Genomic DNA, 18,188 nt, shown 5'->3' with positions numbered 1-18,188 from the left:
CTCACGGCATATAGGCTTACGACTGGGCTGGGCCAAAAATCAGAATTGCAGGTTCAGCTTCCAAAAGCTTTTTGGCAATAGCTTTCACCTGATCGAGCGTCACCGCATCAATCAGTTCAGCACGCCTGTCGATGTAATCACGATCAAGTCCGGCTTCCTGAAGGCCAACAAGTGTGTCGGCAATCGATACCGAAGAATCGAGATTGTTTACGGCATAAGAGCCTTTGAGATAGCTCTTGGCTGCAGCAAGCTCGGCTTCTGTCGGACCATCATTTGCCATCGCAGCGACTTGCTCACGAATGATCTTGAGCGATTCCTGCGCCTTTTCAGGTCGTGTTGCAGTCGAAATCGTCAGCGCCGATACGTGATCACGTAGCGCCATCGACGATGACACGGAATAGGCCAGACCGCGCTTTTCACGCACTTCCGCATAAAGGCGCGACGTAAACCCGCCACCCAGAATATGGTTCATCAGATAGGAAGCGAAGAACTCCGGATCTTTACGTGGAACTGCCGGATAGACAAAACTGATCGATGTCTGCGGCATATCAAAACTAAGGCTCGTTGTCGTGCCGAGCGCGAGTTTCGCATCGGGCACTGGCACCAGCTCAGCATTTGCAGGCAGATCGCCGAATACCTTGTCGAGCATTTCGCCAAGATCCTTGGCGTTGATCGCACCAACAACGCCAATCGTCAGGCGATCACGAGCAAAGTTCTTGCGATGGAAATTGACAAGATCTTCGCGGCTGATTGATTGCAGCGACTTGATCGTACCCTCATCCGGACGGCCATAAGGATGGCTGCCATAGAGAACTTCTGAGAATTTTCGCGAGGCAATGGTCGAAGGATTGCGCTGCGAAGCTTCGAGGCTTGCAACCACCTGCTGACGAATACGATCAATCGCATCCTGATCAAAGCGTGGCTTGTTAACGGCAAGCGCCAATAGGCCGTTCACTGCATCACGGTTCTCGGCAAGCATACGGATATTGCCGGAAACCGAATCAGGAGAAGCCGAGAAGCTCATTTCTGCGCCAAGATTATCGATGCGTTCCTGAAAACTGTCGGAATCAAGATCGCCAGCACCTTCATCGAAAAGACCCGTCATCAGATTGGCAAGACCTTCCTTGCCACTCGGATCTTGCGACGTGCCACCCTTGAACGAAAACCGCATGGAGATAAGCGGTACGGAACTGTCTTCAACCAGCCAGGCTTTGATACCCTTTGGCGAAACGACTTCCTGAATCTCGATTGCGTATGCCGGAAGGTTCAGAACCACCAGCAACATCATGGATGTTGCCAGTGCTATCATTGCCGTCTTTGCACGATTAACATTCAACGCAATAGCTTTGCTCACTGGATTGCTCCTCCCGCGCCATTCTCACCTGCATTGCCAGCGGCAGCATTGGGATTTTCACGTGCATTTTCAGGATCGGTATCCGGCGGCAGCAAGTAGCTCGTCACCGACTGATTTTTCACCAGATAGCGGCTCGCAGCATCTTTTATCTGCTCGACAGTGACACCCTTGATAACATCCGGCCATTTCTGAATATCTTCAATGCTCTGGCCAATGGAGAGCGTGGAGCCGTAAATACGGGCCATACCGGACTGACTGTCGCGCGCAAATGTGACAGCTTTCAGGAAGCGATTGCGTGCCTGATCAAGTTCGATCTGTGTCACACCGTCCTTGATGATACGTGCAACTTCGGCATCAACAGCCTTTTCAACATCGGCCAGCGTCTTGCCGTTTTGTGGTGAACCATAAACCGAGAATGTACCGTCATCGAGGGGATCGCCATCATAACTTGCACCCGTATTGGATGCGATGCCCTGCTTGACGATCAGCTCCTGATAAAGACGCGAGCGGAGCGAGCCGCCGAGAATTTCGCTCAAAAGATCGAGCGCAGGCGCATCGCCTGCCTTCACATTCGGAAAGCGCTTCTCGTTGGAATAAGACGGCACCAGCCACGACACACGGAACGATGGCGTGCTCACACGATCATCATGCAGCGTCACAACGCGCGCTGCGTGCTTGACCGGCTCCTGCGGACGCTCGCGCGGCAGAACCTCGGCGCGCTTGGGGATTGTGGCCCAGGTCTTCATGACAAGATCGCGCACGCGTTCAGGTGTCACGTCACCGGCAATCACCAGCGTTGCATTATTCGGGGTGTAATATTGCTGGTAGAAATCAACCGCATCCTTGAGGCTGAGTTTCTCCATTTCCTGTCGCCAGCCAATCACAGGCACACGATAAGGATGATTGTAAAAAAGCACAGCGTCGGTGTTTTCCATCAGCATCGCTGCAGGATTTGAATCCACGCGCATACGACGCTCTTCAAGAATAACCTCGCGCTCAGTCGTTACCGCCTCTTCGTCGAGCACCAGATTGGCCATGCGGTCCGATTCATAGCCCATCACCATTTCAAGTGCATCAGGCGCGACACGCTGAAAATAGGCGGTGTAGTCATAAGAGGTGAACGCGTTTTCCTGACCGCCAATGGCTGCGATCTTCGCGGAAAACTCGCCAGCCGGATAGGTTTTGGTGCCCTTGAACATCAGGTGTTCAAGAAAATGCGCAATACCGGATTTGCCCGGTGCCTCATCAGCCGACCCCACATGATACCAGATCATCTGCGTGACCACCGGGGCGCGATGATCAGGAATAATCACGACCTTCAACCCGTTTTCGAGGGTAAAGCTGCTGATATCTTCGGATTTCGTGATTTCTGGCAGATTTGTTTGTGCCTGAGACTGGGTAGCCTCAGTTGCAGCTGCCGGTGCGGGCGTCTGCGCCTGAACCGAGCCCGTTGCAAGCGGCAGAGCCAACGCCAAACCAAGGGCGGTGGACAACAAAAAGTGCCGGAGTGAGGGGTTATGCACCAAACGACATCTCCAATCAGTTTCATTCCGCCCTGACAACTTTGAAATGTCTGGCGAGCGGCAAGATCCAGAGCATTTCCTATCTAAGATGAATAGGTAGAAATGCTCTATTTATTTGTTTCGCTCATGTCTTTATCCCAAAATCGGTTCCCATTTTTGGGAGACATGCTCTATATTCAAAATTCACTGTGCTTCCGAAACCGGCGCTCCGGTTTCGGATAAATCTCTAGTCCGCTTTCAACTGTATCAGCCGGATGATGGTGCCACCATAATTCCGCTCTTCATGAACGACGAATCGTTCATCCAGTTCAAGCGATGCTTCCGCATCTTCTTCAAGCACGAGAAGTGCGTCAGGATTAAGCCAACGGCCTTCAAGTGCTGATAAAAGTGCCTTTTCGCCCATGCGGCGGCCGTAGGGCGGATCAGCAAAAATCAGATCGAACGGTTCCATCGTGCCTGCTTCACCAAGCTTACAGGCATCGCGGCGTAAAACCTTGGTCTGGCCCTGCAGACCAAAAGCTTCGATGTTCTGACGAAGAATGCCGCGCCCTTCCGCCGACTCTTCGACAAAAACGGCATAGCGGGCGCCGCGAGAAAGCGCTTCAAGGCCGAGCGCGCCTGTACCTGCAAAAAGGTCCAGAACACGCCCGCTTTCAACCTTGTCCGGGAAGCTGTGTGCGAGAATATTGAATAGGCTTTCCCGCGTCCGATCTGTGGTCGGACGAATAGAATTTGTGGTCGGTGTGACGAGCGCGCGCCCGCGGAATTTACCGCCGACGATCCGCACCGCCGCCCCCTGGCTTGCCACCGCGTGGCTTTCCATCACCAGATCTTCCGTTGCCTGGCTTGCCACCCGAACCGCCACGATCCGGCCCCTTGCCAAAGCCGCCTGGCCCCTTCGACGGGCCACGACCTTCGCCGCCACCAGAGCGCGGACCGCTGCTGCGTGGGCCACGATCGGCATTACCGCCACCGAAACGACCTTCGCTGCGTGGACCCGAAGGCTTACCGAAGCTACGGCCTTCATATCCGCCCGATGATCTTTCGCCGCCTTCGTTCTTCAGTTCAGCGCGCTCGCGCTTGCCCGGACGACGCTCTTGCTTGCGATCATCACGGCCTTCCGGACGTGGTGCACGAGGCTCGTAACGGCCTTCTGGTCTGCCTTCCGAACGGCCTTCAAAACGGCGCGGGCGATCATCACGACCTTCTTCACGACGCTGATCACCATCTCCAAAACGACGTGGACGCGACTGGAAATCACCTTCCGCACGAGGAGCGCGAGGTCCTGAACGGCTATCCGAGCGTCCCTCAGGACGATTTCCGGAATGGGAGCCCTGTTTATCAAAACGCCCTTCTGAGCGGCGGGGACGGTCATCACGGCCCGCTTCACGACGCTGATCGCCATCCTCGAAACGGCGTGGACGCGATTTGAAATCACCTCCCGAGCGGCTGGCGCGTTCACCACGAGCCGTAGCACGCGCGGCTTTTTCTGCCGCAGCTTTTTCACCCTGCGGACGGGCACCTGGTGCCATCCAGACATTGCTATTGCCACGGCGACGCGGCTCAACCTTGTCTTCTTTCTTTTCTTCACGCTTGCGACGCTCTGGCTGACTGGAGATCCATTCGCGTTCACGCGGCTGACGACGATATTCGCCTTCTGGCTCCTGCTGCTCCATCTCACGACGCGTGCGGCCCTGCACAACGGTGTTGGAGAATTCGTTCAGAACTGGCGCATCGAAATCCGCGCCCGATTCTTCAACGAGCTTTTCACCAAGCTGATCACGCAGAATGCGTCCCCGAATTTCACGAACCGCACCCTCTTCAAGATCGCCAAGCTGGAAAGGACCGAACGAAACGCGGATCAGACGACCGACCGTCAAACCAAGTGCGCCAAGGATGTTCTTGACTTCGCGGTTCTTACCTTCGCGCAGACCGATAGAAATCCAGACATTGGCACCCTGCTCGCGCTCAAGCGTTGCTTCGATGCTGCCGTAAAAAACGCCATCGACAGCAATACCGTCCTTCAGTGCATCAAGCTGTACCTGCGTGACCTTGCCGTGGGCGCGAACGCGATAGCGGCGCAGCCAGCCGGTGGAAGGCAGTTCCAGAACGCGCGACAGACCACCATCATTGGTGAGCAGAAGCAGACCTTCGGTATTGATGTCGAGACGACCAACTGAAAGTACGCGCGGCATTTCCGGAGGAAGCGCCTCAAAAACAGTCGGACGGCCTTCCGGATCACGATTGGTGGTCACAAGACCCGCAGGCTTGTTGTAGAGCCAGAGACGTGTGCGTTCCGCCTGCTTCAACTGCTTGCCATCAACCGTGATGACGTCTGTGCGCTTCACGTTCACCGCGGGGCTTTCAAGCACCTTACCGTTTACAGAGATGCGGCCCGCCGCAATCATGGTCTCTGCTTCGCGGCGCGATGCAATGCCTGCACGTGCCAAACGCTTAGCGATGCGCTCGCTGGTATCTTCACCCTCTTGCGTGTCGCGCGATCCGAACTTGCGCGGACCTCCGCGATCGTCGTCACGGCGAGGCCTGTCGTCGCGCGGCCTATCTTCACGTGGGCCCGAACCTCGCTCGCCGCGTTCACCGCGACTGCTGCTTGGGCGACTGCTGCCGGAGCGATCGCCTCGGCCTTCACCACGTCCATGCGGGGGGCGTCGACCGCCCTTGTTATCGTCTTCATTACTCATCTGGTATTGGCCTTTCAGCAGCGCCGCCGTGTCGTCTTTCGCACCTTGGGGGTTGGCAAAGAACCGTCCGGTCAAGAACGCTGTATAAATCCGTTTACAAATCGGTTTTGATTTCGTGACTTATGCAGTAACAAATCGCTCAATGGCTTGCGAGCGAAATTTCCCTGTCCAGCGCACGAAATGAGGTTGGCTTGAAAAAGGTTGCAGACATTTCACGCCCAAAAGTGGCGACACCGATGGAGATTGCGCTTGAAGAGGCAAAATCTGCAGCCCTCCGCGGTGAGGTGCCCATTGGTGCGGTCATCGTGCATGAAGGCACGATTATCGCCCGGGCTGGCAACCGTACGCGGGAATTGAACGACGTTACCGCCCATGCGGAAGTGCTTGTAATTCGTCAGGCAGGAGAAGCACTTAACTCCGAACGCTTGCTCGACTGCGATCTCTATGTGACGCTTGAACCCTGCGCGATGTGTGCCGCTGCAATCTCGTTTGCTCGCATACGCCGTCTTTATTATGGCGCCGCCGACCCTAAAGGGGGCGGCGTGGAATATGGACCGCGTTTTTACACACAGCCCACATGCCATCACGTTCCAGAAATTTATGCGGGCTTCTCCGAAGAGAAAGCCCAGAAAATTCTCCGGGATTTTTTTCGCGAAAAGCGATGAGCGAAGCTTAATTTACCACCCTATGTCCCGTCATATGGCGCAGAGTATTATCACGCAGCGCAAAATGATGGACCAGCGCCATCAGCACATGTCCGACAATAACGGCCAGCAATACCCAGCCAAGAAGACCGTGAAGCGCGTTGCCCGGCGCGGTTAATGCTGCGTTCTGCACTCCAGTCTGTTCGAATAGCTGGATGCCGAAGACCGAAAAGCCACGGCCATTGCCATAGCTCCGGAGTAGTGCAAGCGCAGGCACTGCAAACATAAGCGCATAAATCACCAGATGACCGAAGCCCGCAAGCTTACCCATCACACCCGGCTTATGCGGACGACTGGAAAGATTTAGCACCCCCCAAATTCCACGCAGCAGAACGAGCACCAGCAGAGAAAAGCCAATCGTGAAATGCGCTGACCAAAAGAAGTTATAAAGCGGCGTTTCTTTGATAAATACGCGCAGGATAGCAGATATGAACTGCCACAGAAAAAGCGCAGCCATCAACCAATGAAACATACGGCTGACGACACCGTAACCATTGGGGCCATCCCAAATTGAATTTGTCTTATTCATTACTATACCTTACATCCCGAAAAGCTGCAGGATACGCTTTGCCAGAATGCTTTCGTTGATTGAAATCAAATATTGTTCAGAATAGCCAACATTAAAAATATTTAATATTATAGATCCGTTACTATGGAGCAGTTCCGACTTCATGACAGAGAATTGGTAGTGATATAAAAAAGAAGCCGGAAGAAAAAATCTTCCGGCTTCCGCAATTATGAAAATCTATACTATGTATATCAATTCCAGGGCAGCAGATCGCGCCAGCTCTTGCCGCCACCGCCAGCTGCTTTCTTGCGCTCGCGTTCTTTCTGCGCCTCATCCTGCCCCATGTCACCAACAGCTGCTGTCGATGCAGGCTGGCGGTAACCAAGTGGCGGCTCGCTCAGATAGCGGCGATTGGTTGATGTACCTTGTGTCTGCTCTGCACGCTGTTTCTTCAGCTCAGCAACCTTGGCTGGATCGAAGGTCGGCGTGCGCGATTCATAATCTTCGCGACGGCTGGCACCACTTGGCAATGAAGCCCGGACGTTGCTTGCAACAGGTACGTCCTGTTCAACAGGCGAAACGAAGTTCGGATTGTCGCGGTTTGCGGTGATTTCATCACGCAAGCGCTTGCGGCGTTGTTCTGGCGATTCTGGCCATGATGGATCGCCCGCACTTGCAAGACTTTCCTGTGGAGCTGGCAACACACCCTTGTCACCCTCTCCCGGACGCACAAGATCAGGTCGTGGCTTGTAATCAATACGGTCTTTTTTCTTGCCCTGACCAAAGCTTGCCATGTTCGACACGTCATCGAGAAGCTGCGCATTCGCAGTTTTGTCGGTTCCGTAGGTCGGCGACGATACACAACCAGACAGCGCGAGGCCCGCGACTGCCGTCATCAATACCAGAACTCGTCCTTCAATCTTCATTAGCGCCACTTCTTTTACGCCTGTCGATTTTCTCTTCGTCAAAGGCTTCTTTTCAACCCTTGCCGCAAGAAACCGGCAACTCCAAGGCAGATTGCAAGTTTATCTCAAGGAGAGCCTTGTACATGAGAGCATCTCTACGGGCAATCGCGATATTAACCGCTATTTCACCATGTCCTCACTTTACAAGGCAAGCCCTGAAGCGAAAAGCCCGGATGCACACCGCAGCCGGGCCTTTGATTATTATGCCGAAAGCTTGCCGAGAGCCTTCAACTCGTGAAGGGCTGCCGCATCACGGGCCGAGACTTCCGGGAATTCCGGGTCAGAACCGACATCCGTGGTGTATCGCCACGAACGCGCGCACTTCTCACCTTCTGCACGAACCGGAACAACTGCAACGCCCTTCACGTCATCCAGCGTGAAGGCATCAGCAGGTGCTGCAGCATCAGTCACATCGATGCCACTGGTGATGCAGATTTCAGCGAAATCCAATCCTTCAAGCGAATCGACAAGGCTCCTGTCCGCGATATAGACAACGGGCGCTGCTTCCAGAGAAGAACCGATGCGCTTATCCGCGCGTTCCAGTTCCAAAGCGCCCGTAACGACCCGGCGAACATTACGAACCTTGCGCCACTTTTCAGCCAGCACATCGTCGCGCCATTCGGCAGGCGTCTTGCGGAACTGTTCCAGATGCACCGAAACAGATTGCGGATAGCGGTCGAGCCAGGCTTCTTCCATTGTGAAAGGCAGCATTGGAGCAAGCCAGGTTGTCACGCGGTCAAAAATCGCGCGAACAGTCTGAAGGGCTGCCTTGCGGCGGACGCTCGATGGTGCATCGCAATAAAGCGCATCCTTGCGGATATCGAAATAGAAAGCCGAAAGCTCGACATTCATGAAGTCGATCAGAGCGCGGGCAATCCGCTTGAAATCAAACGCGTCATAGCCCGAACGCACGACTTCATCGAGCTCCGCCAGACGATGCAGCATCAGGCGTTCGATTTCCGGCAGTTCTGCATGCGGAACATTTTCGCCTTCATCATGGGCGAGCGTGCCCAGCATCCAGCGAATGGTATTACGCAGCTTGCGATATGCATCGATATTGGTCTGGATGATGCTCTTGCCGAGGCGCTGATCTTCCCAATAATCGGTCGTCATGACCCATAGACGGAGAATATCCGCACCCGAATCCTTGATGACGTCCTGCGGCGTGACAGTGTTGCCGAGCGACTTCGACATCTTCTTGCCGTTCTCGTCCATGGTGAAACCATGGGTGACGACAGCATTGTAAGGCGCACGGCCACGGGTTCCGCAGCTCTCCAGCAGCGACGAGTGGAACCAGCCGCGATGCTGGTCGGAGCCTTCGAGATAAACGTCCGCTGGCCATTTCATATCCGGACGATCTTCCAGCGTGAAAGTATGCGTCGAACCAGAATCGAACCACACGTCGAGAATGTCGCGAACCTGTGTCCAGTTTTCGTTGGAACGGCTACCGAGGAAACGCTCACGCGCACCGTCCGCAAACCATGCATCCGCACCTTCTGCCTCGAACGCTTCAAGGATGCGCTTGTTCACGGCATCGTCCTGAAGGATGTTGCCTTCCTCATCTGCAAACACGCAGATCGGCACGCCCCATGCGCGCTGACGCGAAAGCACCCAGTCCGGGCGACCTTCGATCATGGCACGAAGACGATTCTGACCGGCAGCCGGCACAAAACGCGTATCTTCAATCGCTTTCAGCGAGCGCGAACGCAGCGTGGTGCCATCGCCGAGGTTCTTGTCCATATAGACAAACCACTGTGGCGTGTTGCGGAAGATAACCGGCTTCTTCGAGCGCCATGAATGCGGATAGGAATGCTTCAGACGACCACGCGCGAATAGCTTGTCAGTCGCGATGAGCTGCTTGATGACAGCATCATTCGCATCGCCCTTCTTGCCGTTATCATCGATGACACGCGCAGGCCCACCTTCGCGATCCGGACCAAAGCCCGGCGCATCCTTGGTGTAATAGCCATCATCGCCGACCGGGAACGGGATGCTCGGATCAATGCCGCGCGCTTCCAGCTCACGTGCGTTGTCCATCCAAGCTTCAAAGTCTTCGCGACCATGGCTTGGAGCGGTGTGCACGAAGCCAGTACCGGCATCGTCAGTGACGTGATCGCCAGAAACCAGTGGCACGACGAATTCGTATCCGCCGCCAAAGCCCTTGAGCGGGTGATCGAGTACATTCTTGGAAAGCTCTTCGCCGGTCACATCGCGAAGGCGCTTAAACTCAAGCTTTGCCTTCTTGGCGCATTCGTCAGCCAGCTTATCAGCGAAGATAAGCTTTTCGCCGGGACGTGGGCCAAAATCATTTTCAGCAGCTGTGACTTCATAAAGGCCATATTCGACACGCGTCGAATAGGCCACGGCACGATTGCCCGGAATGGTCCATGGAGTTGTTGTCCAGATAACCACGGAGCTCCCGGCAAGATCGCCAGAACCTGCGACCGGGAACTTCACCCAGATCATATCCGACTCAATGTCGTGATATTCGACTTCGGCTTCTGCAAGGGCTGTGCGTTCGACAACCGACCACATGACAGGCTTCGACCCACGATAAAGCTGGCCGGTTGCAGCAAACTTCAACAACTCACCAGCAATCCGCGCTTCCGCGTGGAAATTCATGGTCGTGTATGGGTTTTCAAAATCGCCGCAGATTGCGAGGCGCTTGAACTCTTCCGACTGGACCTTGATCCAGCCAGCCGCAAATTCACGACATTCCTTGCGGAATTCGTTGATTGCAACTTCGTCCTTGTTCTTGCCCTGTGCGCGGTATTTTTCTTCAATCTTCCATTCGATCGGCAGGCCGTGACAATCCCAGCCCGGCACATAATTCGAGTTGAAGCCGCGCATCTGGAACGAGCGCGTGATGACATCCTTGAGGATCTTGTTAAGCGCATGACCGATATGGATGTTGCCATTTGCATAAGGGGGGCCGTCATGCAGCACATAAAGCGGACGATCCTTCGCGTCTTCACGCAGCTTTTTATAGAGGTTCATTTCCTCCCAGCGCTGCACAAACAAAGGCTCGCGCGCAGGCAGTCCCGCACGCATTGGAAACTCGGTCTGTGGCAGATTGAGAGTTTTGGAATAGTCGATCTTGGCAGTCGTCTCGGTCATTTTATTACTTGCCTGTCAATCCCGCGCAGCAATATGGCGGGCGAAAATGCTGAAAGTTCAGGAGGCTGCAACATACAGCCGGGAAAATTCAAAAGGCTGCGAGGCACAGCCGGTCGTTCCCGGACCTTCCTGCCATGCATTGCGTTTCACGCAACGCCATCAAGGCTTAGAGGAAGGCCGGGCCAATAATTCGTATGGCCGCGATGATATGCCGAAAATCCGTCATCATGGGCACGCTTTTAGCAATGACCTTCGCAGGAATAAAGAGGCAGGACGCAATAAACTTGCAGCCCTGCCCTCCAAAACTTTACAGATAGAGCATGCCTCCCAAAAGTGAGAACCGGTTTTGGGATAGAGACATGCGTAAAAACAAATGGATAGAGTGTTTCGATCAGTCGAGCGAGAAATCGAAGCGGTAAGTCGCAGCAATACCAACCATAAACTGATCACGTGAACCGTGCTGTTTCACAATGCTCGAGTCCTTTGCCGGACCCTGAAGACGGCTATATTCACCAAACAGGCTGGTATCGATTTTGTCGGTTGCTTTCCATGTAACCGCGCCACCAACACCGACCGATTCCCAACCGCCACCTGGACGATATTCCTTAACGCCAGATGCGACCGCTTCCTCAGCCGTCACACCATAATAGGTTTTAAAATAGTCTTTGGACGCGAAGGTCGCGCGTGGGCCGGCCGAAACGCGGATCACAGGCGTCACGTCATAGAATGCGTCTGCTGCAACATCGGCAACAACGCCCTTGTGGGCGCGAATACCCTGACGCACTTCGCCACGGAAACGCAGCCAATCGGTTGGATAGACGTCTACGAAGCCACCGGCTTCACCGCCGAATTTGGTTTCGTGAAGGCCATCAATATCGGTATCGCGCTTGAACAGAAGCTTGCCCGTCGCACCGACACGAAAGCGATCCGTATCGATCACAGCAAAGGAGACGTTGTCGTTACGCGAAGAGAAGCGCTCGGCTTCACCCTGACGACCGAGCGAGACCAGCGGCTGCGCCGAGAATTTATATTTGTTGGAACCTTCGAACTTCGGAGCAACAAGGCCAGCCGCACCGACCTTGAGATACCAGTCACCTGACCAGAAGTACTTGCGGGCGGGCTTCACTTCCTCAGCCGCATATACGTCCGTCTGCTGCATATCCGCAGCAATGACCGACAAAGGACCTACGAACAATGCTGCGCCTGTAACAAAGGCAAGAGGGACAATACGCGTCACATGAAACTCCGATGAACAGTGGCCCGTAAACTTTGCGGGCATTTAACACTGTTTGAACGGAATATGTAAAATTAAACTTAAATCTCAGGTAGAAATTACTACAGTTTTTTCGCGATATGACTCTCAGAAGTGGAAATCCACTGTAAGTCAGGACCGTCGCTATAGCTAAGCTGGAAAGGACAGGAGACGATCCAGTGCGGATATCGGTTGTGCTCCCGCCAGAATCGCGCGCGCTTCTTCTTCGTCGCGTTTCATCTGAACGATCAGCGGATCGAGACCGTCAAATTTGATTTCACCGCGCAGATAGCCAAAGAAAGACACCTCAGCGACTTCACCATAAAGGTCGCCGGAAAAATCAAAAACAAAGGTTTCGAGCAAGGGCTTGCCATCACTGTCGACGGTCGGGCGACGGCCAAAACTTGCAACACCGTCATGCAAACTGCCATCTGCCCTGCGGAACCGCACAGCATAAATGCCGTGTTTCATGCTGACATGATCATCGATTGTCATGTTGGCGGTTGGAAAGCCAAGCGTGCGACCAAGCTTCTTACCGTGAATAACTTCACCGCTGACTCGGTAGCGATAGCCAAGAAGACCCGCAGCTTCTGCAACCTCGCCATCGCACAAAAGCGCGCGAATACGCGTCGAGGAAACGACATTACCGCCCTCGTCGCTGAATGCATCTACCAGAGAAACACTAAAGCCCGATGAGGTTCCGGCTTCCACGAGGAATTCCGGTGTGCCACGGCGTCCCTTGCCAAAATGGAAATCATACCCCGTGACAACCCGGTTGGCATGCAGCCGCCCGACAAGGATATTGCGCACGAAATCTTCTGCGGACTGTGCTGAAAAATCGGCGGTAAACGGCTGCTCAACAACCGCATCAAACCCCATGAGCCGGAGTATCTCGGCCTTTTCAACTGCATCTGTGAGGCGTTCAATCGGCTCGTTCGGCTTGAAAAAACTGCGTGGATGCGGCTCGAAAGTCAACACAACTGCAGGCAATCCATCCCTGTGTGCGAGTTCCAGCGCACGCTCCAGCACGGCCTGATGGCCACGATGAACACCGTCAAAATTGCCGATCGCCACCACGCAATCACGTAGGTTAAGCGGTAGTGCATCGGTTCCTGAAAGACGCTGGAAGACAGGTTTTGTCATGATCGAAGCAGTTTCTCGAAAATATCAGACGAGGGCATAAAGCGAAGCGATTGGAGAATGGCCATGCTTTTGTAGAAAAGCATTCATTTTATCAAAATCAACATTCCCGTCGGCAGCGTAATCGGCGGCATGGACGCCGCCCGAAATATAGAGCACATCCAGACCATAATCCGCCGCGCCCTTCACATCAGTCAATACACCGTCGCCGATGCCGAGAATGCGTTTTCTATCAACGGCATGCCCACGGACTTCCTCGACCGCCTTCGAAGCGGCTTCATAGATCGGGCGATGTGGCTTGCCTGCAATCAGAGTACGACCGCCAAGCTGACCGTAATCACGCGCCAGCGCACCAGCACACCAGATCAGACGTGGGCCGCGTTCAACCATGATATCCGGATTGGCACAGATGAATGGGAGATTGCGCGAACGCAAGCGCTGCAACAGCTCAGTATAATTTTCCGGCGTCTCGGTTTCATCGTCATAAAGACCAGTACAGACAACACCCGAAGCTTCGAACTCTTCAACGAGCTCGACATCCAGACCTTCATAAATCGCCAACTCGCGTTCGCTGCCGATATGGAAGACCTTGCGCGGTCCTTCGATAATAAGGTCACGGGTCACGTCGCCTGACGTCACGACACGATCATAAGCATCTTCCGGCACACCAAGCAGAGTCATTTGTGCGATCACGCTCGGATATGGACGCGGCGCATTGGTCACGAGGACAACCGTCAATCCCTTGGCGCGTGCCCGCTTCAAAGCGGCAACGGCTGGCGCAAACGCAACCTCACCATTGTGAAGAACACCCCAGACATCACAGAAGATCGCATCATATCCATCCGTCAGATCGTCCAGGCGTTCAGGCATCTTCATGGTTTTCCTCAGTATGCTGGTCCAGTCCATGACCGGTAAAATCGGGAGCCCGACCGTGCTATTCTCAAGCAAACGGTCGACTTTGGTGAAGATGCATCTTAGGCATCCTGCGGTTTCCTCTACAAGAATGAGCCTGATCTGTCACCACGCTTGAGCTCGTCTGCGTCCAAATGAACGCCCGGATGAACGCATTGTGTTTAAACGATAAGTCTTTCTCCCGATCAGACGCCGTTAACCAAGCCTGCCATTTCCTGAACATAACCAGCCACAGGCGCTTATTTTCCTGCCCTCCTTGCCCCGCGCCTGTATAGTCCCCACATTCCGGGGAACAGCACGCCCATGCCCTGGGCAGCTGTATATGCAGAATTTATTTTCCGCTCTGTCAAAAAACGGCAACGATCCTTGACAAAGAATAGCCCTGCTTCTATCTCTGAGGCACGTTAGCACTCAGACATCTAGAGTGCTAACAGCGCGGGCCGGCCGGCTCGCTTAAACAGGGTTCAACGTCTACAACACCAAGGGTTATACCATGGCTGAGATTAAGTTCCGTCCGCTTCACGACCGCGTAGTCGTTCGTCGCGTAGAATCGGAAGCAAAGACTGCTGGCGGCATCATCATCCCTGAAACCGCCAAGGAAAAGCCACAGGAAGGCGAAATCGTCGCTGTAGGCGCAGGCGCCCGTGACGAAGCTGGTAAGCTGATCGCTCTGGAAGTTAAGGCTGGCGACAAGGTTCTGTTCGGCAAGTGGTCGGGCACCGAAGTCAAGATCGGTGGCGAAGACCTGCTGATCATGAAGGAATCCGACATCTTGGGTATCGTCGGCTAATACCTTCGCCTGACCGGCGGTCTAGCCGGTAAAAATTCATTCATCACCATAATCTGACCGGGAAATTCCCAGGAGAGTAAAATGGCTGCTAAAGACGTAAAATTCGGCCGCACTGCGCGCGAAAAGATGCTGCGCGGCGTCGATATCCTCGCTGATGCTGTTAAGGTAACGCTCGGCCCAAAGGGTCGTAACGTTGTTATCGACAAGTCCTTCGGCGCTCCACGCATCACCAAGGACGGTGTATCGGTTGCCAAGGAAATCGAACTGGAAGACAAGTTCGAAAACATGGGCGCACAGATGCTGCGCGAAGTGGCTTCGAAGACCAACGACACTGCCGGTGACGGCACCACCACTGCGACCGTTCTCGGTCAGGCTATCGTTCAGGAAGGCGCCAAGGCTGTTGCCGCTGGCATGAACCCAATGGACCTGAAGCGCGGTATCGATCTCGCAGTTGGCGAAGTTGTTGCTGAACTTCTCAAGAAGGCCAAGAAGATCAACACTTCGGAAGAAGTTGCTCAGGTCGGTACCATCTCCGCTAACGGCGAAGCCGAAATCGGCAAGATGATCGCTGAAGCGATGCAGAAGGTTGGCAACGAAGGCGTCATCACGGTTGAAGAAGCCAAGACCGCTGAAACCGAACTCGAAGTCGTTGAAGGCATGCAGTTCGACCGCGGCTACCTGTCGCCATACTTCGTCACCAACCCAGACAAGATGGTTGCTGATCTCGAAGACGCATACATCCTTCTGCACGAAAAGAAACTTTCGAACCTGCAGGCCCTTCTGCCTGTTCTCGAAGCCGTCGTTCAGACTTCCAAGCCGCTCATCATCGTTGCTGAAGACGTCGAAGGCGAAGCTCTTGCTACCCTCGTAGTCAACAAGCTGCGTGGCGGCCTGAAGATTGCTGCTGTTAAGGCTCCTGGCTTCGGCGATCGCCGTAAGGCAATGCTCGAAGACATCGCGATCCTCACCGGCGGTCAGGTTATCTCCGAAGACCTCGGCATCAAGCTCGAAAGCGTTACGCTCGACATGCTCGGCCGCGCCAAGAAGGTATCGATCACCAAGGAAACCACCACCATCGTTGATGGCGCTGGCAAGAAGGCTGAAATCGACGCACGCGTTGGCCAGATCAAGCAGCAGATCGAAGAAACCTCTTCCGACTACGACCGTGAAAAGCTGCAGGAACGTCTTGCTAAGCTTGCTGGCGGCGTTGCAGTTATCCGCGTCGGCGGTGCAACGGAAATCGAAGTTAAGGAAAAGAAGGATCGCGTTGACGATGCTCTGAACGCAACCCGCGCTGCGGTTGAAGAAGGCATCGTTGCTGGCGGTGGTACCGCTCTGCTCCGCGCTTCGGCAAAGGTTTCCGTCAAGGGTATCAATGCTGACCAGGAAGCTGGTATTGCCATCGTTCGTCGCGCACTGCAGGCTCCTGCCCGTCAGATCACGACCAACGCCGGTGAAGAAGCATCCGTAATCGTTGGCAAGATCCTTGAAAACGCTTCGGAAACCTTCGGCTACAACACTGCAAACGGCGAATACGGCGATCTGATCGCACTCGGTATCGTCGATCCGGTCAAGGTTGTCCGCACTGCTCTGCAGAACGCAGCTTCGGTTGCTGGCCTGCTGATCACCACGGAAGCCATGATTGCTGAACTTCCTAAGAAGGACGCAGCTCCTGCTGGCATGCCTGGCGGCATGGGTGGTATGGGTGGTATGGATTTCTAAGAAATCCATAAAGCACAAACCTGCGCTGAAATCTGGCGCAGGTGGCAGCTCAAAAATAGAAAACCTCCGGTCTCGACCGGAGGTTTTTTTATGCTCGATTTAAGCGATAGTTAGAATTTTCCGGGTAGTTTTTCTCAATACCCACAGTCAGAAATTCGAGGAAAGGCACCGGTTATACGCCTTTCTTACATCATGTAACTCTTTGTGATTTATGGAAAATTTACCTAGCGCAAGCTTTATTATGTTGCCCGTATGTATTTTAGCATTTTCTGATTTACTTTCGGCAACTTTCGTGATCAATCGCTAGCTATACGAGATGGACTTCCTGTTTGCCCCCGCACTTTGGAAGTCCTGTCTCAGGCAACAGGAAAGGCAGGCGCAAGCCTGCCTTTCCACTTTTTAGCGACCAATCATTTAGCTTGCTTATTCCGCCGCATCTGCGTGCACATGGTCATCGCCAGATAGACGGGCATCATAGCGCGCCCGCGCCATCATTACCTGTGCCTCATTGGCAATTGCCCATTCCCCCAAACCACGAACAGGTTTGAGAAGATCGCGACCCAATTCCGTCAGTTCGTATTCGACCTTTGGCGGGATGGTTGGAAACACAGTCCGGGATACGAATCCATCACGCTCAAGATTACGCACCGTAGTTGTCAGCATTTTCTGTGAAATGCCCTCGACCGTACGGCGGATTTCATTAAACCGCATCGGACCATTGCCGAGATAGCTCACCACCAAAACCGTCCATTTATCGCCGACACGGGAGAGAATATCCGTCACGGCTCTACAAGCGCTGGTTTCCTTGAAGTCACCGGGTTTCATAAAAGTGCCTCCTTGCGCAATATAATTAGTCACTAGTATAGCGTTAGTCTCTATTGGTTACCACTCAAAAAGGAAATATCCATGAGCAAGCTTAAAGTGGCCGTGATTGTCGGCAGCACCCGCGAACAGCGGTTTTCGCCGGTGTCGGCAGAATGGATTGCAAAGGTCGCTGCTGAACGTTCTGAATTCGATGTCGAAATTCTGGACCTCGCCGACTATCCGATGGGCTTTTATGGCGACACGACAACCACGACCGCACAGGCTGAGACCGCCGATAAGTGGAAAACCAAGCTTCGCGAATTTGACGCCTACATCCTCACCGCGGCTGAATACAACCATGCTCCGACTGCTGTTTTGAAGAATGCTATTGACTATGGTGACTGGATCCAGAAGCCAATGGGTTTTGTCGGACACGGCGGCGTCGGCGGTGCACGTGCAGTGGAACAATTACGCATGATTGCCGTCGAAATGTCCTCCATGTCGGTTAAGACCGGCGTACACATCCTGTTTCCGGACTATCTGGCAGTCGTCAAGAAAGAAAACACACTGGATGATTTCCCGCATCTGGCTGAAGCTGCAAAGAACATGCTTGATCAGCTTGCATGGTGGGGCCATGCTTTGAAGGCAGCTCGCCTCGGCTAGTTTACTTGCGACAAGCCGGACAATGGCTCACG

General features: G+C 54.0%; 16 protein-coding genes. 5 read left to right on the top strand and 11 right to left on the bottom strand.

The features are described from left to right. Positions 1 to 16: 16 nt before the first annotated feature. The 4 genes from ACSME1_RS15000 to ACSME1_RS14985 form a co-directional block, all read right to left on the bottom strand. Positions 17 to 1,309 (bottom strand): M16 family metallopeptidase, encoded by a 1,293-nt coding sequence (locus tag ACSME1_RS15000; RefSeq protein ID WP_210348101.1) that lies wholly within the window; start codon positions 1,307 to 1,309, stop codon positions 17 to 19. A gap of 41 nt (positions 1,310 to 1,350) precedes the next feature. After that, positions 1,351 to 2,877 (bottom strand): M16 family metallopeptidase, encoded by a 1,527-nt coding sequence (locus ACSME1_RS14995; RefSeq protein ID WP_105707914.1) that lies wholly within the window; start codon positions 2,875 to 2,877, stop codon positions 1,351 to 1,353. Positions 2,878 to 3,103: 226 nt separating this feature from the next. Further along, on the bottom strand, positions 3,104 to 3,664 hold the full coding sequence (gene rsmD / locus ACSME1_RS14990) for a 16S rRNA (guanine(966)-N(2))-methyltransferase RsmD (protein ID WP_024897747.1): 561 nt from the start codon (positions 3,662 to 3,664) through the stop codon (positions 3,104 to 3,106). Then, positions 3,645 to 5,579, bottom strand: coding sequence for a pseudouridine synthase (locus ACSME1_RS14985; protein WP_024897746.1), 1,935 nt, complete (start codon positions 5,577 to 5,579; stop codon positions 3,645 to 3,647). The genes rsmD and ACSME1_RS14985 overlap by 20 nt, the downstream gene beginning before the upstream one ends. Positions 5,580 to 5,815: 236 nt before the next feature. On the opposite strand from ACSME1_RS14985, the gene ACSME1_RS14980 reads away from it, so the two are divergent. After that, positions 5,816 to 6,244: a nucleoside deaminase gene (locus ACSME1_RS14980; protein ID WP_374844449.1), complete on the top strand. Its 429-nt coding sequence runs from the start codon at positions 5,816 to 5,818 to the stop codon at positions 6,242 to 6,244. A 7-nt stretch (positions 6,245 to 6,251) separates the two neighbouring features. Here ACSME1_RS14980 and ACSME1_RS14975 read toward each other — a convergent pair whose 3' ends face one another. The 3 genes from ACSME1_RS14975 to ileS all read right to left on the bottom strand — a co-directional run bounded on the left by ACSME1_RS14975 (position 6,252) and on the right by ileS (position 10,873). Continuing rightward, positions 6,252 to 6,812, bottom strand: a complete 561-nt coding sequence (locus ACSME1_RS14975; RefSeq protein ID WP_105707892.1) for a cytochrome b — start codon at positions 6,810 to 6,812, stop codon at positions 6,252 to 6,254. 230 nt (positions 6,813 to 7,042) lie between these two features. Beyond that, positions 7,043 to 7,717 carry a hypothetical protein gene (locus ACSME1_RS14970; RefSeq protein WP_024897743.1) on the bottom strand — a complete coding sequence of 225 codons (675 nt, stop codon included), beginning with the start codon at positions 7,715 to 7,717 and terminating at the stop codon, positions 7,043 to 7,045. Between the two features lie 240 nt (positions 7,718 to 7,957). Then, positions 7,958 to 10,873 (bottom strand): isoleucine--tRNA ligase, encoded by a 2,916-nt coding sequence (gene ileS, locus ACSME1_RS14965; protein ID WP_105707894.1) that lies wholly within the window; start codon positions 10,871 to 10,873, stop codon positions 7,958 to 7,960. Here ileS and ACSME1_RS14960 point away from each other — a divergent pair. Further along, on the top strand, positions 10,854 to 11,210 hold the full coding sequence (locus ACSME1_RS14960) for a hypothetical protein (protein WP_146113150.1): 357 nt from the start codon (positions 10,854 to 10,856) through the stop codon (positions 11,208 to 11,210). The two genes, ileS and ACSME1_RS14960, sit on opposite strands and share 20 nt — an antisense overlap. Before the next feature lie 54 nt (positions 11,211 to 11,264). On the opposite strand, the gene ACSME1_RS14955 is transcribed toward ACSME1_RS14960, so the two are convergent. The 3 genes from ACSME1_RS14955 to ACSME1_RS14945 form a co-directional block, all read right to left on the bottom strand. Continuing rightward, the gene (locus tag ACSME1_RS14955) at positions 11,265 to 12,110 is read right to left on the bottom strand and encodes a MipA/OmpV family protein (RefSeq protein ID WP_024897740.1); all 846 of its coding nucleotides are present in this window, start codon (positions 12,108 to 12,110) and stop codon (positions 11,265 to 11,267) included. Positions 12,111 to 12,275: 165 nt separating this feature from the next. Further along, positions 12,276 to 13,268 (bottom strand): bifunctional riboflavin kinase/FAD synthetase, encoded by a 993-nt coding sequence (locus tag ACSME1_RS14950; RefSeq protein WP_105707896.1) that lies wholly within the window; start codon positions 13,266 to 13,268, stop codon positions 12,276 to 12,278. Positions 13,269 to 13,292: 24 nt separating this feature from the next. After that, the gene (locus ACSME1_RS14945) at positions 13,293 to 14,141 is read right to left on the bottom strand and encodes a TIGR01459 family HAD-type hydrolase (RefSeq protein WP_024897738.1); all 849 of its coding nucleotides are present in this window, start codon (positions 14,139 to 14,141) and stop codon (positions 13,293 to 13,295) included. Positions 14,142 to 14,670: 529 nt separating this feature from the next. Between ACSME1_RS14945 and groES the strand changes: the two genes are divergently transcribed. Together groES and groL are read left to right on the top strand one after the other, a co-directional pair. Then, positions 14,671 to 14,967 carry a co-chaperone GroES gene (gene groES, locus ACSME1_RS14940; protein ID WP_024897737.1) on the top strand — a complete coding sequence of 99 codons (297 nt, stop codon included), beginning with the start codon at positions 14,671 to 14,673 and terminating at the stop codon, positions 14,965 to 14,967. Between the two features lie 81 nt (positions 14,968 to 15,048). Then, complete coding sequence (gene groL / locus ACSME1_RS14935) at positions 15,049 to 16,689, top strand: chaperonin GroEL (RefSeq protein ID WP_024897736.1); 1,641 nt, start codon at positions 15,049 to 15,051, stop codon at positions 16,687 to 16,689. A gap of 423 nt (positions 16,690 to 17,112) precedes the next feature. On the opposite strand, the gene ACSME1_RS14930 is transcribed toward groL, so the two are convergent. Next, positions 17,113 to 17,514, bottom strand: a complete 402-nt coding sequence (locus ACSME1_RS14930) for a winged helix-turn-helix transcriptional regulator (RefSeq protein WP_024897735.1) — start codon at positions 17,512 to 17,514, stop codon at positions 17,113 to 17,115. 81 nt (positions 17,515 to 17,595) lie between these two features. Here ACSME1_RS14930 and ACSME1_RS14925 point away from each other — a divergent pair, with 81 nt between their 5' ends. Beyond that, entirely contained in the window at positions 17,596 to 18,156 is a 561-nt protein-coding gene (locus ACSME1_RS14925; RefSeq protein ID WP_024897734.1) for an NADPH-dependent FMN reductase, read from the top strand. Positions 18,157 to 18,188: the final 32 nt, after the last annotated feature.

The sequence above is a fragment of the Brucella pituitosa genome (assembly GCF_965577835.1).
GTDB classification, from domain to species: Bacteria; Pseudomonadota; Alphaproteobacteria; order Rhizobiales; family Rhizobiaceae; genus Brucella; species Brucella pituitosa.
This window is presented reverse-complemented; position numbering and strand designations above follow the sequence as displayed.

Excerpts from the sequence above, each read along its gene's own strand:
- ACSME1_RS15000 (WP_210348101.1), bottom strand. The coding sequence starts at position 1,309 with ATGATAGCACTGGCAACATCCATGATGTTGCTGGTGGTTCTGAACCTT.
- ACSME1_RS14985 (WP_024897746.1), bottom strand. The coding sequence starts at position 5,579 with ATGAGTAATGAAGACGATAACAAGGGCGGTCGACGCCCCCCGCATGGA.
- ACSME1_RS14980 (WP_374844449.1), top strand. The coding sequence starts at position 5,816 with ATGGAGATTGCGCTTGAAGAGGCAAAATCTGCAGCCCTCCGCGGTGAG.
- ACSME1_RS14975 (WP_105707892.1), bottom strand. The coding sequence starts at position 6,812 with ATGAATAAGACAAATTCAATTTGGGATGGCCCCAATGGTTACGGTGTC.
- ACSME1_RS14970 (WP_024897743.1), bottom strand. The coding sequence starts at position 7,717 with ATGAAGATTGAAGGACGAGTTCTGGTATTGATGACGGCAGTCGCGGGC.
- ileS (WP_105707894.1), bottom strand. The coding sequence starts at position 10,873 with ATGACCGAGACGACTGCCAAGATCGACTATTCCAAAACTCTCAATCTG.
- ACSME1_RS14950 (WP_105707896.1), bottom strand. The coding sequence starts at position 13,268 with ATGACAAAACCTGTCTTCCAGCGTCTTTCAGGAACCGATGCACTACCG.
- ACSME1_RS14945 (WP_024897738.1), bottom strand. The coding sequence starts at position 14,141 with ATGAAGATGCCTGAACGCCTGGACGATCTGACGGATGGATATGATGCG.
- groES (WP_024897737.1), top strand. The coding sequence starts at position 14,671 with ATGGCTGAGATTAAGTTCCGTCCGCTTCACGACCGCGTAGTCGTTCGT.
- groL (WP_024897736.1), top strand. The coding sequence starts at position 15,049 with ATGGCTGCTAAAGACGTAAAATTCGGCCGCACTGCGCGCGAAAAGATG.
- ACSME1_RS14930 (WP_024897735.1), bottom strand. The coding sequence starts at position 17,514 with ATGAAACCCGGTGACTTCAAGGAAACCAGCGCTTGTAGAGCCGTGACG.
- ACSME1_RS14925 (WP_024897734.1), top strand. The coding sequence starts at position 17,596 with ATGAGCAAGCTTAAAGTGGCCGTGATTGTCGGCAGCACCCGCGAACAG.